Source organism: Rubrivivax gelatinosus IL144 (assembly GCF_000284255.1).
Classification (GTDB): Bacteria; Pseudomonadota; Gammaproteobacteria; order Burkholderiales; family Burkholderiaceae_C; genus Rubrivivax; species Rubrivivax gelatinosus_A.
On record NC_017075.1, the window covers coordinates 4,669,921 to 4,684,542 of the forward strand.

At 71.2% G+C, this 14,622-nt stretch carries 13 protein-coding genes; 6 read left to right on the forward strand and 7 right to left on the reverse strand.

The window, feature by feature from the left end; genetic code table 11:
- The first annotated feature begins 89 nt into the window (after window positions 1-89).
- Window positions 90-821 carry an aspartate/glutamate racemase family protein gene (locus RGE_RS21275; RefSeq protein ID WP_014430547.1) on the forward strand — a complete coding sequence of 244 codons (732 nt, stop codon included), beginning with the start codon at window positions 90-92 and terminating at the stop codon, window positions 819-821.
- Here the strand turns inward: RGE_RS21275 and RGE_RS21280 are convergent.
- The 6 genes from RGE_RS21280 to RGE_RS21305 all read right to left on the reverse strand — a co-directional run bounded on the left by RGE_RS21280 (window position 764) and on the right by RGE_RS21305 (window position 7,836).
- The gene (locus RGE_RS21280) at window positions 764-1,561 is read right to left on the reverse strand and encodes a lysophospholipid acyltransferase family protein (RefSeq protein ID WP_014430548.1); all 798 of its coding nucleotides are present in this window, start codon (window positions 1,559-1,561) and stop codon (window positions 764-766) included. The genes RGE_RS21275 and RGE_RS21280 overlap by 58 nt on opposite strands.
- The gene (gene gmhB / locus RGE_RS21285; RefSeq protein ID WP_014430549.1) at window positions 1,561-2,169 is read right to left on the reverse strand and encodes a D-glycero-beta-D-manno-heptose 1,7-bisphosphate 7-phosphatase; all 609 of its coding nucleotides are present in this window, start codon (window positions 2,167-2,169) and stop codon (window positions 1,561-1,563) included. The genes RGE_RS21280 and gmhB overlap by 1 nt, the downstream gene beginning before the upstream one ends.
- Before the next feature lie 130 nt (window positions 2,170-2,299).
- Window positions 2,300-4,414 (reverse strand): glycine--tRNA ligase subunit beta, encoded by a 2,115-nt coding sequence (glyS, locus tag RGE_RS21290; RefSeq protein WP_014430550.1) that lies wholly within the window; start codon window positions 4,412-4,414, stop codon window positions 2,300-2,302.
- Between the two features lie 3 nt (window positions 4,415-4,417).
- Window positions 4,418-5,335 carry a glycine--tRNA ligase subunit alpha gene (glyQ, locus tag RGE_RS21295; protein ID WP_014430551.1) on the reverse strand — a complete coding sequence of 306 codons (918 nt, stop codon included), beginning with the start codon at window positions 5,333-5,335 and terminating at the stop codon, window positions 4,418-4,420.
- Window positions 5,336-5,366: 31 nt separating this feature from the next.
- Window positions 5,367-6,905 carry an apolipoprotein N-acyltransferase gene (gene lnt, locus RGE_RS21300; RefSeq protein ID WP_014430552.1) on the reverse strand — a complete coding sequence of 513 codons (1,539 nt, stop codon included), beginning with the start codon at window positions 6,903-6,905 and terminating at the stop codon, window positions 5,367-5,369.
- Window positions 6,906-6,945: 40 nt separating this feature from the next.
- Window positions 6,946-7,836 (reverse strand): HlyC/CorC family transporter, encoded by an 891-nt coding sequence (locus RGE_RS21305; RefSeq protein WP_014430553.1) that lies wholly within the window; start codon window positions 7,834-7,836, stop codon window positions 6,946-6,948.
- 123 nt (window positions 7,837-7,959) lie between these two features.
- Here RGE_RS21305 and RGE_RS21310 point away from each other — a divergent pair, with 123 nt between their 5' ends.
- The 5 genes from RGE_RS21310 to hslU all read left to right on the forward strand — a co-directional run bounded on the left by RGE_RS21310 (window position 7,960) and on the right by hslU (window position 13,568).
- On the forward strand, window positions 7,960-8,997 hold the full coding sequence (locus tag RGE_RS21310) for a CobW family GTP-binding protein (RefSeq protein WP_014430554.1): 1,038 nt from the start codon (window positions 7,960-7,962) through the stop codon (window positions 8,995-8,997).
- Window positions 8,998-9,156: 159 nt separating this feature from the next.
- A complete protein-coding gene (gene dksA, locus RGE_RS21315) occupies window positions 9,157-9,804 on the forward strand; it encodes an RNA polymerase-binding protein DksA (protein WP_100226728.1) in 648 nt (215 codons plus the stop codon).
- Between the two features lie 55 nt (window positions 9,805-9,859).
- A complete protein-coding gene (locus RGE_RS21320) occupies window positions 9,860-11,590 on the forward strand; it encodes an STAS domain-containing protein (RefSeq protein ID WP_014430556.1) in 1,731 nt (576 codons plus the stop codon).
- Window positions 11,591-11,644: 54 nt separating this feature from the next.
- The gene (gene hslV, locus RGE_RS21325; RefSeq protein ID WP_014430557.1) at window positions 11,645-12,184 is read left to right on the forward strand and encodes an ATP-dependent protease subunit HslV; all 540 of its coding nucleotides are present in this window, start codon (window positions 11,645-11,647) and stop codon (window positions 12,182-12,184) included.
- A gap of 64 nt (window positions 12,185-12,248) precedes the next feature.
- A complete protein-coding gene (gene hslU / locus RGE_RS21330) occupies window positions 12,249-13,568 on the forward strand; it encodes an ATP-dependent protease ATPase subunit HslU (RefSeq protein ID WP_014430558.1) in 1,320 nt (439 codons plus the stop codon).
- Between the two features lie 209 nt (window positions 13,569-13,777).
- On the opposite strand, the gene RGE_RS21335 is transcribed toward hslU, so the two are convergent.
- Window positions 13,778-14,536, reverse strand: coding sequence for a type III pantothenate kinase (locus tag RGE_RS21335; protein ID WP_014430559.1), 759 nt, complete (start codon window positions 14,534-14,536; stop codon window positions 13,778-13,780).
- Between the last annotated feature and the right edge of the window lie 86 nt (window positions 14,537-14,622).

Consider the following 14,622-nt stretch of genomic DNA (forward strand, 5'->3'; position numbering starts at 1 on the left):
GCACCAAGCGCACTCACCAGCCCGGTGAAACACGCACCAGCCCGGCCACTTTGTATGCAAACTGCACCGCGATGGACGGAAGGCGGACGATGAGACTGCTGCTGCTGAACCCCAACACCTCGGCCGCGATGACCGCGGCGATCGGCGCCGCGGCGCGCGAGGTTGCCGCGCCCGGCACCGAGATCGTCGCGCGCCAGCCGAGCTTCGGCCCGGCGTCGATCGAAGGCCATTTCGACGACGCCTTCGGCGCCGCCGGCGTCGCCGAGCAGGCGCGGCTGGCGGCCGGCGAAGGTTTCGACGCCACCGTCGTCGCCTGCTTCGGCGACCCGGGTGTCGACGCCGCACGCGAGGTGATGGCCGGCCCGGTGCTGGGCGTCGCCGAAGCCGCCTTCCACGCCGCGGCGATGCTGGCCACCGGCTTCTCGGTCGTGACGACGATGACCCGCACCTGCGTCATCGCCGAGCGCCTGGTGCAGCGCTACGGCTTCGAACGCGTCTGCCGCGGCATCCACGGCACCGACATCCCGGTGCTGGACCTGGAGGCGGCCGGCGAGGCCTTGGTCGACACGCTGGAAGCCGCGGCGCGGCGTGCGCTGGCCGCCGACCGCAGCGAGGCCGTCGTGCTCGGCTGCGCCGGCATGGCCGGGCTGGCGGGCACGCTGCAGGCGCGGCTGGGCGTGCCGGTCGTCGACGGCGTCGCCGCCGCGGTCAAGTTCGCCGAGGCGCTGGCGGCGCTGGGGCTGAAGACGCCGAAGACCGGCGACTACGCGTCGCCGCGGTCCAAGCCCTGGGCCGGCTGGGCGGCGGGTTTCGGCGCGTAGGCCTCGGGGTCCAGGCGGTGCATCTCGGCCTCGATCCAGGCCTCGACTTCACGCATCAGCTCGTCGGGCTGGCGACCGGTCGAATCGATGGGTGCGCCGATCGAGACCTCGACCAGCCCCGGCCGCAGCAGCATGCTCCTGGCCGGCCAGCAGCGGCCGGCGGCCACGGCGATCGGCACGATGGGCACGCCGGCGGTGACCGCCAGGCGCGCGGCGCCGGTCTTGTAGGCGCCCTGGGTGCCGCGCGGCGTGCGTGTGCCCTCGGGGAACATGATCACCCAGTTGCCCAGGTCGAACAGGCGCCGACCCTGCTTGGCGACCTTGTTCCAGGCCTCGGCGCGGCGCGAGCGGTCGATGTGGATCATGTCCAGCCGCGCCAGCGCCCAGCCGAAGAACGGCACCCACAGCAGCTCGCGCTTGAAGACGTAGGCGATCGGATGCGGCATCAGCATCGGCAGCGCGAAGGTCTCCCAGGTCGACTGGTGCTTGGCGGCGAGCACGACGGCCGAATAGCGGTCGGCGCGTGTCGGCACGTTCTCGATGCCGTGCACGCGCCAGGCGACACCGCAGATGACGCGTGCGCTGCGGATCGCCAGCGTCACCCAGCCGACGCAGATGCGGTAGCAGACGCGTTTGGGCGCGACCAGCGAAGCCAGCAGCAGCACCGTCGCCCAGGGCGCGACGGTCAGCGTCAGCCAGGCCCAGTACAGCGCCGAGCGCGCCAGCCAGCCGGCGCGCATCAGCTGCGGTCTCCCGCGGCGGCCTCCTGCGGCTGGCTGCGGTCGCGCTGCAGCACGTAGTCGGCGAAAGCCGAGAGACTGGCGTGGGCGCGTGCGCCCGGCACCTGGTGCAGCGTGTGGTGCAGCTGCTCGTCGTCGAGCGCGGCGGCGCGGCCGGAGAGGATCAGGTGCGGCTCGCAGCCGGCGGCGCGCGCGGCGACAAGGTCACGCACCGTGTCGCCGGCCATCGGCACGCTCTTCAGGTCGACGCCGTAGCGCCGGCCGACGTCCAGCAGCATGCCCGGCAGCGGCTTGCGGCAGTCGCACTGCTCCTCGGGCGTGTGCGGACAGAAGAACACCGCGTCGAAACGCCCGCCCAGCGCCGCGAGCTGGCGCTGCATGTGCGCGTGCACGGCGTTGACCGAGACCATGTCGATCATGCCGCGGCCGATGCCGGCCTGGTTGGTCGCCAGCACGACGTGCCAGCCGGCGTGGTTCAGCCGCGCGACGGCCTCCAGCGAGCCCTTGATCGGGACCCATTCCTCGGGCCCCTTGACGTGATCCTCGCGGTACTCGTTGAGGATGCCGTCGCGGCCCAGGATCACGAGCTTGAGCGACGGCGCGGGCATGGACTCTCTCCTCGGCAATACGAAGAACAGCGCCCGCTACCGCTCAAGCTTCCCGCCACGGATCCGGCTCTGCCGGTCCGTCGGCGGACGGCCCCCTCGGGGGTAGCGAGCGCGAGCGAGCTCGGGGGCGTCATGTCGCCAACCGCGAGAGGTCGGCGACGCGGTTCATCGCGGCGTGCAGCGTGGCCAGCAGCGCGAGGCGGTTGCGGCGCAGCGCCGGGTCCTCGGCGTTGACCATCACGGCGTCGAAGAAGGCGTCGACCGGCGCCTTCAGCGCCGCCAGCGCCTGCAGCGAGGCGGTGTAGTCGGCGCGGGCGAAGGCTTCGTCGGCTTGCGGCGCGACACGGCCCAGCGCGTCGAACAGCGCCGCTTCGGCCGGCTCGACCAGGCGTGCCGGTTCGACGGCGCCGCCGGCGGCCTCGTCGCTCTTCTTCAGGATGTTGCCGACCCGCTTGTTGGCCGCGGCCAGCGCCGGCGCCTCGGGCAGCGCGGCAAACGCCCGCACCGCCGCCAGGCGCTGCGGCAGTTCGGCCCAGCGTTCGGCGCGCAAGGCGACGACGGCGTCGACCTCGTGCGCGCTGTAGCCCTGCTCGCGCAGCCAGCCGATCAGGCGCTCGTCGAGGAAACGCAGCACCTCGGCCTGGGCCTGGCCGTGACCGGCCGGGAAGGCGGCGAAGGCCGCCGAGACCAGCGCCGGCACCGACAGCGGCAGCGCCTTCTCGACCAGCATGCGGATCACGCCCAGCGCGTGGCGGCGCAGCGCGAACGGGTCCTTGTCGCCGGTGGGCAGCTGGCCGATGCCGAACAGGCCGGCCAGCGTCTCCAGCTTGTCGGCCAGCGCGACCGTGATGCCGGCCAGGCCGGCGTCGGTGCGCGGCAGCGCGTCGCCGGCGAAACGCGGCCGGTACTGGTCCTCGACGGCCAGCGCGACGGCTTCGGTCTCGCCGTCGTGGCGCGCGTAGTAGCCGCCCATCACACCCTGCAGCTCGGGGAACTCGCCGACCATGTCGGTCAGCAGGTCGGCCTTGGCCAGCAGCGCGGCGCGGTCGGCCAGCGCGGCCAGTTCGGCACCGCCGAGCTGCTCGCCGATGTGGCGCGCGATCGTGCGCACACGCTCGACACGTTCGCCCTGGCTACCCAGCTTGCCGTGGTAGACCACCTTGGCCAGCGCCGGGATGCGCGATTCCAGCGTCTTCTTGCGGTCCTGGTCGAAGAAGAACTTGGCGTCGGCCAGGCGCGGGCGCACGACACGCTCGTTGCCGCCGACGACGCGGCTGGCGTCGGCCGGGCGGATGTTGCTGACGACGAGGAAACGTTCGGTCAGCCGGCCCTGGCCGTCGAGCAGCGGGAAGTACTTCTGGTTGGCCTTCATCGTCAGGATCAGGCACTCCTGCGGCACGGCCAGGAACTCGGGCTCGAAACGCGCCAGCAGCACGTTCGGGCGTTCGACCAGCGCCGTCACCTCGTCGAGCAGCGCGTCGTCGTCGATCGGCTTCAGGCCTTCCTTCGCGGCGGCCTCGTTCAGCTGGCGCACGATCTCGGCGCGGCGCTCGGCGAAGCTGGCGATGACGGCGCCTTCTTCGCGCAGCTGCGCGGCGTAGCTGTCGGCGTCGCGGATCTCGACGGTCGGCGTCGCCGCCTCGAAACGGTGGCCGTGCGTCGTGCGGCCGGCCTGCAGGCCGAGCACGCCGACCGGCACGATGTCGGCGCCGTGCAGCGCGATCAGGCCGTGCGCCGGGCGCACGAAGTCGACGCTGGTCCAGCCGTCGGCGAGCTGGTACTTCATCACCTTGGGAATCGGCAGCTTGGCGACGGCGTCGGCCAGCGCCTTCTGCAGGCCCTCGGCCAGCGTCGCGCCGGGCTGCACGCTGTCCAGGTACAGCGCCTCGTTCTTGCCTTCGCCCTGGCGCTTGAGCTGCGCCACGACCTCGGCGCCGTGGCCCAGCGCGGCCAGTTTCTTCAGCAGCGCCGGCGAGGCGCTGCCGTCGGCGGCCAGCGCCACGGCCACCGGCATCAGCTTGGTGCTGACGGCCTGGTCGGGCGCCTTGGAGGCGACGCCGGCGACATGCACCGCCTGCCGGCGCGGCGAAGCGTAGGCGGTGACGGCGGCGTCGGCCGCGGCCAGCTGCTGGGCGCGCAGGCCGTCGGCCAGCACGGCGGCGAAAGCCTCGCCCAGCTTCTTCAGCGCCTTGGGCGGCAGTTCCTCGACGAAAAGTTCGACGAGCAGGTTCTTCTTGTCGTTCATGGTTCAGGCCGCCTTCTTCGCGAGCTGCGCGGCGACTTCGTCGGCCCACTCGCGCGGCGCGAGCGGGAAGCCCAGGCGGGCGCGGCTGTCGAGGTAGCTCTGGGCGACGGCGCGCGCCAGGTTGCGGATGCGGCCGATGTAGGCGGCACGTTCGGTGACGCTGATCGCGCCGCGCGCGTCGAGCAGGTTGAAGGTGTGCGCGGCCTTCAGCAGCTGTTCGTAGGCCGGAAGCGCGAGCTGCTGCTCCATCAGGTACTTCGACTGCTTCTCGTGCGCCGAGAAGGCCGAAAGCAGGAACTCGACGTCGCTGTGCTCGAAGTTGTAGGTGCTCTGCTCGACCTCGTTCTGGTGGTAGACGTCGCCGTACTTCAGCGTGTCGGTCCACTGCAGGTCGTAGACGTTGTCCACGCCCTGCAGGTACATCGCCAGGCGCTCCAGACCGTAGGTGATCTCGCCGGTGATCGGCTTGCAGTCGATGCCGCCGACCTGCTGGAAGTAGGTGAACTGGGTCACCTCCATGCCGTTCAGCCAGACCTCCCAGCCCAGGCCCCAGCAGCCCAGCGTCGGGTTCTCCCAGTCGTCCTCGACGAAACGCACGTCGTTGGACTTCAGGTCGAAGCCCAGCGCTTCGAGCGAACCGAGGTAGAGGTCGAGGATGTTGGCCGGCGCGGGCTTGAGCACCACCTGATATTGATAGTAGTGCTGCAGGCGGTTCGGGTTCTCGCCGTAGCGGCCGTCCTTGGGGCGGCGGCTGGGCTGCACGTAGGCCGCCTTCCAGGGTTCCGGGCCGATCGAACGCAGGAAGGTCGCGGTGTGGCTGGTGCCGGCGCCGACTTCCATGTCGTAAGGCTGCAGCAGGGCACAGCCCTGGGCGTCCCAGTAGGACTGCAGCTTGAGGATGATCTGCTGGAAGGTGAGCATGACGGCAGGCGCGTACGGAAAACCCGGAAGTTTACGCAGCCCGCCGCCTCCACCCCGCCGACAGCATCACGACCAGCGCCGCCAGCAGCGCCAGCGGCCACAGCCCGAAACGCGCCGCCCACCAGGCAAACGGCGTGACGCCGGTGCGGCCCTCGACCTCGGTTTCGAGCACGCCGCGTGTGCCGGGCGCGAGCTCGGCCGTCACCTCGGCGTGGGCATCGATGACCACCGTCATGCCGGTGTTGGTGGCGCGGATCATCGGCCGCTGGAACTCCAGCGCGCGCAGGCGAGAGATGTTCAGATGCTGCGGCAGCGCCACCGTGTCGCCGAACCAGGCGATGTTGGAGACGTTGGCGAAGATCGTCGGCGCGGCCGCCGGGTCGGCGAAACGCCGCGCCAGCTCCTCGCCGAACAGATCCTCGTAACAGATGTTCGGGCCGATGCGCTGGCCGAGCGCGGCGAACGAAGGCGGGTTCACGACGCCGCGGTCGAAGTCGCCCAGCGGGATGTTCATCGCCTCGGTGAACCAGCGGAAACCCGTCGGCACGAACTCGCCGAAAGGCACGAGGTGGTGCTTGTCGTAGCGGTAGCGCTCGCCGTCGGAGAGCCCGGCGACCGAGTTCGTGTAGCCGCGGTCGAAGTCGCCCAGCGGCACGCCGACCAGCGCCGCGCGCCCCGGCGCGGCGAAACGCGCGACCAGCCGGTCCCAGTAGCCGGGCGCGAACTCGGCGAGCTGGAACGGCAGCAGCGGCACCGCGGTCTCGGGCGCGACGACGAGCTGGCCGCGCGCGCCGTCCAGCGCCTGCTCCAGCCAGGCCATCGCCTCGGGCATGCGCTCGACGGCGAACTTCTCGTCCTGGGCGACGTTGGTCTGCACCAGCGTCACCGTCAGCGCGCCGGCCGGGGCGTCGAAACGCTGCAGCGCCGCCAGCCCGGGCAGGCCGAGCAGAGCCAGCGCCGCGAGCAGCGGCGCCACGCGCCCGCGCCGCAGCGTCGCGGCGTGCGCCAGCAAGGCCGCGGCGAAAGCCAGCACCGCGCCCAGGCCGTAGACGCCGACCCAGGGCGCCAACGCCGCCAGCGGCGCGTCGACCAGCGCGTAGCCCGAGGCGACCCAGGGAAAGCCGGTGAACAGCACGCCGCGCGCCAGCTCGGCCAGCAGCCACAGCGCCGCGAACAGCGCCGCGTCGGGCGCGGCGCGGCCGCGCCGCCAGCGGGCGAACGCGGCCATCGCCGCCGCAAGATAGAGAGACAGCGCCGCGGCCAGCGCGGCGACGCCGGCGGCCGCCAGCGGCGCCGGCAGCCCGCCGTAGCGGTGCATGCTGACGTACAGCCACCAGGTGCCCGCCGCCAGCCAGCCGAAGCCGTAGGCCCAGCCCAGCAGCGCGGCGCGCCCCGGCGCGGCACGGCCGCAGGCCAGCGCCAGCAGCGCCGTCGACACCACGGCCAGCGGCCAAGCCGTGGTCTGCACGAAGGCCAGCGTCTGCAGCGCGCCGAGCGCGGCCATCACCAGCGGCAGCGACCAGCGCCCGCGTGCCGCCGGCCGTGCCGTCGTGAACATGATCCGGGTCATCGCCGCCCCTCGCGGGCGGCGTTCACGGCCGCGGCGCGCGTCATGCGCGCGGCTCGCCGGATGCGCCGATGCGCCAGACGCGGAACCAGCGCACGGCGCCGCCGCGCGTCAGCATCACCGTGAAGCGCAGGCCGCCGATCTCCAGCGACTCGCCGCGCCGCGGCACGCGGCCGAACTCCTGCGCGACGAGGCCGCCGATGGTGTCGAAGTCCTCGGTCGGCAGCTCGACGGCGAAGGCGCGGTTGACGGCCTCGATCTCGACGTCGCCGGCGACGCGCTGCGAGCCGTCGGCCAGCGTGTAGATGCCGGCGTCGCCGCGGCCGTCGTCGCGATCGTCGAACTCGTCCTCGATCTCGCCGACGATCTCCTCGAGCACGTCCTCGATCGTGATCAGCCCGGCGGTGTTGCCGAACTCGTCGATGACGATCGCCAGATGGTTGCGGTTGGAGCGGAAGTCGCGCAGCAGCTCGTTCAGGCGCTTGCTCTCGGGCACGAAGACCGCCGGGCGCAGCAACGTGCGCAGGTTCAGCCCGGGCGCGCGCTGCAGCTTCAGCAGATCCTTGGCCAGCAGGATGCCGATGACGTTCTCGCGCTTGTCCTCGTAGACCGGGAAACGCGAATGGCCGGCGTCGATGACGGCCGACAGGAGGGCGTCGTAGTCGGCTTCGATGTCCAGCATGTCCATGCGCGGCGCGGCGACCATCACGTCGCCGGCGCTGAGGTCGGCCATGCGCAGAACGCCTTCGAGCATCAGCCGCGACTCGGGCTCGATCAGCTCGCGCTGTTCGGCCTCGGCCAGGGTCTTCATCAGTTCGTCCTTGCTGTCGGGGCCGGGCGAGACGAGCTCGACCAGGCGCTCGAAGAAGGAGCGTTTGTCCGCGGGCGACGCCGCCGCGCCACGCGCGGACTTGGGAGAAGGAGGTTCGGACACGAGGGTGTCGGCAGTAGGGGTAACGAAGAATACCCCACGCGCTTGACACGGTCGGGGGCTTGCAAGACAGTCTGCCGCCCTCAACTGGGAGGGCCTCTTCCTCCCCCAGACTCCCCCGACACCATGAGTAACGGACTGATCCCGGCCACCATCCTCACGGGCTTCCTGGGCAGCGGCAAGACGACGCTGCTCAAGCGCGTGCTGACCGAAGCGCACGGCCAGAAGATCGCCGTCATCGAGAACGAGTTCGGCGAGGAGAACATCGACAACGACATCCTCGTCGCCGACACCGAGGAACAGATCATCCAGATGAGCAACGGCTGCGTCTGCTGCACGATCCGCGAGGATCTGCGCTCGACGCTGTCGGACCTGGCCGAACGCCGCCGCAAGGGCCTGATCGCCTTCGACCGCGTGGTCATCGAGACCACCGGCCTGGCCGACCCCGGCCCGGTGGCGCAGACCTTCTTCATGGACGACGAGATCGCCGAGAGCTATCTGCTCGACTCGGTGGTCACGCTGGTCGACGCGGTGCACGCCGACGAGCAGCTCAACACGCGCCAGGAGGCGCGCCGCCAGGTGGGCTTCGCCGACCGGCTGTTCATCAGCAAGGCCGACCTCGCGCCCACCGCCGCGCTCGACGCGCTGCAGTACCGCCTGCGCCAGATGAACCCGCGCGCGCCGCAGCGCTCGGTGCATTTCGGCGAGGTCGCGATCGCCGAGATCTTCGACATCAAGGGCTTCAACCTCAGCGCCAAGCTCGACATCGACCCGGACTTCCTGGCCGACCAGGCGCACGGGCACGACCACCACCATCACCACCACGATGGCGAGGCCTGCGACCACCCCAGCCACCACGCGCACGACGACGACGTGAAGTCCTTCGTCTTCCGCGCCAAGCGGCCGTTCAGCCCCGCCAAGCTGGAGGACTTCCTCGGCTCGGTGGTCCAGGTCTACGGCCCGAAGATGCTGCGCTACAAGGGCGTGCTGTACATGAAGGGCAGCGACCGCAAGGTCGTCTTCCAGGGCGTGCACCAGCTGATGGGCAGCGACCTCGGCCCCAAGTGGGCGCCCGGCGAAGACAAGCTCAGCAAGCTCGTGTTCATCGGCATCGACCTGCCCCGGGACATCCTCGAACAGGGCCTGGAGCAGTGCCTCGTCTGAGGCCGGCCACCTGCCTCGGCGGGGGTGCCCCGCAGCGCCCCCGGCCGTGGCTACAATCCGCGCGCTTCGCGGGCCGCCGGCCCCGAGGACCCGACCCAGGGCTGCGGGTATAACAGGACATTCAGCGCGTCCCTGGACACAGGGCGAGGAGAGACTCCCGTGAGCAAGTCCCCAGCCAAGCCCGCGGTCGCCGCAGCCAAGACGGCCTCCAAGGCCGGCAAGGCCCCGGCAACGCCCGCCCCCTCGCCCGCTCCGGCACAGCCGGAGAACCGTTTCACTGCCCGTTTCGCGCCGGCCCGCCCGGCGCCCAAGAATTCGACCGAACCGATGGACGTCATCAAGCCGGCCGCCAAGGCCGACCCCAAGCTCGCCGATGCCTGGAAAAACAAGGCCGGCCGCGACCTGACCGAGGCCGAACTGCTCGCGATGCCCGACAGCGAGTACATGAACGACAAGCAGATCGAGTTCTTCCGCGCCCGTCTGCAGGGCCAGAAGGACGACCTGCTGTCCAACGCCGGTGAGACCACCGAGCACCTGCGCGAGGACACCTCGATCGTGCCGGACCCGGCCGACCGCGCGACGATCGAAGAAGAGCACGCACTGGAGCTGCGCACCCGCGACCGCGAGCGCAAGCTGCTGAAGAAGATCTCCCAGGCGATGGCCCGCCTGGACAGCGGCGAATACGGCTACTGCGACGAGACCGGCGAGCCGATCGGCCTGGCGCGCCTGCTGGCACGTCCGACCGCGACGCTGTCGCTGGAAGCGCAACAACGCCGCGAGCTCAAGCAGAAGATGTTCGGCGACTGAAGCCGGGCCTGAGCACGGCACACGCTGCCGTGCTGCCGCGGGCTACATTACGACCATGGCGGACCCCAAGGACGGCGAGAGCTTCTTCCGCAAGGTGGTGCGGTTCGTCGCCAACCCGACGACCGACTGGACCGAGCTGAACTCGCGCCAGGACGACAACCGCGAGCTCGAACTCGAGAAGACCGAGCTCAAGGCGATGATCGAGCGCAAGCGGCGCAACGATTTCGTCCGCAAGCGCGAGTTCGACATGCTGCGCCGCGTGCGCCGCGAAGGGCTGTCGCCCGACCAGCTCGCCGCCCTGGGCGGCTCGTCGCGCCTGGACGACTCGGAAGCCCGGCTGCCGGAATCCTCCGGCACGCGCGGCGACTCCGGCGTCAAGGAGAAGATCGACGCCATCGAGCAGCAGATGGTCGGCGACGGCTACGACGCCGCACGCAGCGGCCGCGCACCGGCGACGCCGGTCGTCGCGCGCGAACCCGCGCCGCGCAGCCCGGCGCCAGCGCCCGCCGGCGGCCTGGAGTTCGCGCCGCTGACCGCGCCGATCCCCGGCCAGCCGCTCAGCGACCTGCCGCCGCCGCCCACCGCGCCGGGCGTGATCCCGACGCTGACGCTGCCGACCTCGGTGCCCAGCGGCGTGATGCCGATGTCCAGCGAGTTCGGCAGCCCGTTCGCCGTCGAGGTCAGCGAGGTCGTGCACGACCCCGAGCTCGACGAGGCGGTGATCGCCTTCGCCAACGCCGACTTCAACACCTGCGAGCAGGCGCTGCAGCAGCTCACCGGCGTCGGCGGCACGCGCGCCCAGCACGCCGAGACCTGGCTGGTGCTGTTCGACCTGTACCGCGCGATCGGCCAGCAGGCGCGTTTCGAGAGCCTGGCGATCGACTACGCGCAGCAGTTCGGCTGGTCGGCGCCGCAGTGGTATTCGCTGCCCAAGCTGGTGGCCGAAGCGGTGGCCGAGGAGCGCCCGCGCGGCAACGGCCCGTCGACGCGAGCCTCGGGCGAGGTCGGCTGGACCTGCCCCGAAGCGCTGGACCTGGACGCGCTGGCGCGCCTGCGCTCGCTGACGCTGCAGATGCCGCTGCCCTGGGTCTTCGACTGGAGCCGGCTGCGCTCGATCGACCCCGAGGCGGCGATGCAGCTGTCGACGCTGTTCCGGCTGTGGGCCGGGCAGGCGCTGGAGATGCGCTGGATCGCCGGCGACCAGCTCTTCGCCGTGCTCGCCGAAGCCGCGCCGACCGGCGTGCGCGACGCCGACCCAGCCTACTGGCTGACGCGCCTCGACGCGCTGCGCCTGGCCAACCGCGCCGACCAGTTCGACGAGGCGGCGATCGACTATTGCGTCACCTACGAGGTCTCGCCGCCGTCGTGGGAGCCGGCGCGCTGCCGCGTGCGCATCAGCGGCACCGGGCTGTCGACGCGCACGCCGCCGATGTCGATGGTCGGCGAGGTGTCGACCAGCTTCCTCGAGTCGGCGATGCCCGACGACACCGTGCTGCAGGTCGAACAGGCCCACGTCGAGCTCTCCGGCCAGCTGGTCGGCGACATCGCCTCGACGCTGGCGCTGCTCGACGGCCAGCTCGGCGCGGCGCCGCTGGTCAGCGTCTCCTGCGCGCGCCTGATCCGCGTCGACTTCATCGCCGCCGGCGACCTGCTCAACTGGGTCATCACCAAGGGCGAGACCGAGAAGCGCTCGGTGATGTTCGTCGACGCCCACCGCCTCGTCGCGCTGTTCTTCGGCGCGATGGGCATCAACGCCCACGCCAAGGTCCAGGTGCGCAAGGTCTAGGCGGGCACCGCCCGGACTTGAAGCGGCCGCGGCCGGCCTCACTTGCAACGGACCATGGAATCCTTTCACGGCACGACCATCCTCAGCGTGCGCCGCGGCCCCCTCGTCGCGCTCGGCGGCGACGGCCAGGTGACGCTCGGCAACATCGTCGTCAAGTCGAGCGCGCGCAAGGTGCGCAAGCTCTACCGCGACCAGGTGCTCGCCGGCTTCGCCGGGGCCACCGCCGACGCCTTCACGCTGTTCGAACGCTTCGAGGCCAAGCTCGAGAAGCACCAGGGCCATCTGCAGCGTGCGTCCATCGAACTCACCAAGGACTGGCGCACCGACCGCGTGCTGCGCCGCCTGGAGGCGATGCTGGCGGTGGCCGATGCGACCAGCTCGCTGATCATCACCGGCAACGGCGACGTGCTGGAACCCGAGCACGGCATCGTCGCGATCGGCTCCGGTGGCGCCTACGCCCAGGCCGCCGCGCGCGCGCTGCTGCAGCACACCGAGCTGGCGCCGCAGGACATCGTCAAGCGCTCGCTCGAGATCGCCGGCGACCTGTGCATCTACACCAACCAGTCGCACACCATCGAGGTGCTGGGCGCCTGAAACCCGGCCCGCACCCCGCCCACCGCTCCACCCTCGCCCGGCCCCCCGCGGCCGGCGCCCCGCGATGACCTACTCGATGACCCCGCAGGAGATCGTCTCCGAGCTCGACCGCCACATCGTCGGCCAGAACGCCGCCAAACGCGCCGTCGCGATCGCGCTGCGCAACCGCTGGCGCCGCCAGCAGGTCGACGAGAAGCTGCGCGGCGAGATCACGCCGAAGAACATCCTGATGATCGGCCCGACCGGCGTCGGCAAGACCGAGATCGCGCGCCGCCTGGCCAAGCTGGCCGACGCGCCTTTCGTCAAGGTCGAGGCGACCAAGTTCACCGAGGTCGGCTACGTCGGCAAGGACGTCGACACCATCGTGCGCGACCTCGTCGAGGTGGCAGTCAAGCAGGAGCGCGAACGCGCCATCCGCCGCCAGCGCGCCAAGGCCGAGGACGCCGCCGAGGAGCGCGTGCTCGACGCCCTGGTGCCGCCGCCGCGCGACCTGCGCGAGAGCAGCGACAACACCGCCCGCCAGGTGATGCGCAAGCGCCTGCGCGAAGGCGCGCTGGCCGACAAGGAGATCGAGATCGAGGTCGCCGATCCCAAGCCCTCGCTCGAGATCCTCGGGCCCCAGGGCATGGAGGAGATGGCCGAGCAGTTGAAGGGCCTGTTCTCGCAGATGGGCCAGGGCAAGCGCAACGTGCGCAAGCTGAAGATCGCCGAGGCGCTGGAGAAGCTGACCGAGGAGGAAGCCGGCAAGCTGGTCAACGAGGAGGAGATCCGCACCGCCGCGCTGGCCAACGCCGAAGGCAACGGCATCGTCTTCATCGACGAGATCGACAAGGTAGCCTCGCGCTCCGAGCACGGCGGCGCCGACGTCTCGCGCCAGGGCGTGCAGCGCGACCTGCTGCCGCTGGTCGAAGGCACCGCCGTCAGCACCAAGTACGGCATCGTCAAGACCGACCACATCCTGTTCATCGCCAGCGGCGCCTTCCACCTGGCCAAGCCCAGCGACCTGATCCCGGAGCTGCAGGGGCGTTTCCCGATTCGCGTCGAGCTGGGCTCGCTGTCGGTCGACGACTTCGAGGCCATTTTGACCAGCACCCACGCCAGCCTGGTCAAGCAGTACCAGGCGCTGCTGGCCACCGAAGGCGTGACGCTGGAGCTGGCGCCCGAGGCCGTGCGCCGCATCGCCCAGATCGCCTACGAGGTCAACGAACGCACCGAGAACATCGGCGCACGCCGCCTGGCGACGGTGATGGAGCGCCTGCTCGACGACATCAGCTTCGACGCGCCCAACCGCGGCGGCCAGACGGTGACGGTGGACGCCGCCGAAGTCGACCGCCGCCTGGGCGAGCTGTCGCGCGACGAGGACCTGTCGCGCTACATCCTTTAGGCGGTCAACGAGCCCGAGCCGGCTCCTAGGCGCCGGCCATCAAGCTTCCCGCCACGACCCGGCTTCGCCGGGTCGTCGGCGGACGGCCTTGCAGGCCGCGCCGGGCCAGTGGCCCGGCCCTTCGCCAGGCGCGATCCGTCCACAGGACGGCTCTCGTCCGGGCTCAGCCCCTTGGGGGGTAGCGAGCGAATGCGAGCTTGGGGGCTCCATCAGCGCTGGGCTTGCAGAGCCAGCAGGCCTTCGAAGATCAACGAATCGACGATCTCGAACGGCGGGTGCACCAGCGGTGCGAGCTTGACCGCCGCGCCGCCGGTCATCAGCAGCAGCGCCGACGCGCCGGTGACCTGAACTAGGCGCCGGTGCTGGCGCTCGATGGCGCCGGCCAGCGCCGCCGCGCCGCCGCTCATCAGCGCGTCGCTGGTGTTCTTCGGGAAGTCGACGACGTCGCCGGTGGGCACCTTCAGCCCCGCGGTGCCCATCTCCAGCGCACGCAGCATCAGGCCGAAGCCCGGCAGGATCAGCCCGCCGAGGAAACGGCCGTCGGCGTCGATCGCGTCGACGGTGACCGCGGTGCCGACCATGACGATCAGCGCCGGGCGCCGCGAACCGGTGGCCAGCGCACGCTGGCGCGCGCCGATCAGCGCCGCCCAGCGGTCGGCACCGAGGCGGTTCGGGTGTTCGTAGCCGTTGATCACGCCGCAGTCCTGCGCCGTCGGCACCACCCAGCGCGGCTCCAGGTCCCAGATCTCGAGCTGCTCCTCGGCGCGGCGACGCACGACGTCGCCGGCCACGGCGCAGCCCAGCATCGCGGTCGGCGCCGGCAGCGCCTTCCAGTCGGTGTCGGCGAGCGTGTCGATGGTTTCGAGGAACGCGGCCCCGTGCGCCAGCAGCGTCGCGCCAGGCTGCGGGGCGTCGTACAGGCCCCACTTCAGGCGCGTGTTGCCGATATCGATGGCGAGAAAAGTCATGGTGAACGAGGGGCCGGGCGGCACGAGGGCGCGAGAGTAACAGTGCCGCGAGGGTAGCGCCCGTCCGGCTGTCGAGCGGGATAACC

What these genes read in the sequence shown, in the direction of transcription:
- glyS (WP_014430550.1), bottom strand. Translation starts at nt 4,414, where the DNA reads ATGAACGACAAGAAGAACCTGCTCGTCGAACTTTTCGTCGAGGAACTG.
- RGE_RS21310 (WP_014430554.1), top strand. Translation starts at nt 7,960, where the DNA reads ATGAGTAACGGACTGATCCCGGCCACCATCCTCACGGGCTTCCTGGGC.
- gmhB (WP_014430549.1), bottom strand. Translation starts at nt 2,169, where the DNA reads ATGCCCGCGCCGTCGCTCAAGCTCGTGATCCTGGGCCGCGACGGCATC.
- RGE_RS21275 (WP_014430547.1), top strand. Translation starts at nt 90, where the DNA reads ATGAGACTGCTGCTGCTGAACCCCAACACCTCGGCCGCGATGACCGCG.
- RGE_RS21280 (WP_014430548.1), bottom strand. Translation starts at nt 1,561, where the DNA reads ATGCGCGCCGGCTGGCTGGCGCGCTCGGCGCTGTACTGGGCCTGGCTG.
- RGE_RS21335 (WP_014430559.1), bottom strand. Translation starts at nt 14,536, where the DNA reads ATGACTTTTCTCGCCATCGATATCGGCAACACGCGCCTGAAGTGGGGC.
- lnt (WP_014430552.1), bottom strand. Translation starts at nt 6,905, where the DNA reads ATGACCCGGATCATGTTCACGACGGCACGGCCGGCGGCACGCGGGCGC.
- hslU (WP_014430558.1), top strand. Translation starts at nt 12,249, where the DNA reads ATGACCTACTCGATGACCCCGCAGGAGATCGTCTCCGAGCTCGACCGC.
- glyQ (WP_014430551.1), bottom strand. Translation starts at nt 5,335, where the DNA reads ATGCTCACCTTCCAGCAGATCATCCTCAAGCTGCAGTCCTACTGGGAC.
- hslV (WP_014430557.1), top strand. Translation starts at nt 11,645, where the DNA reads ATGGAATCCTTTCACGGCACGACCATCCTCAGCGTGCGCCGCGGCCCC.
- RGE_RS21320 (WP_014430556.1), top strand. Translation starts at nt 9,860, where the DNA reads ATGGCGGACCCCAAGGACGGCGAGAGCTTCTTCCGCAAGGTGGTGCGG.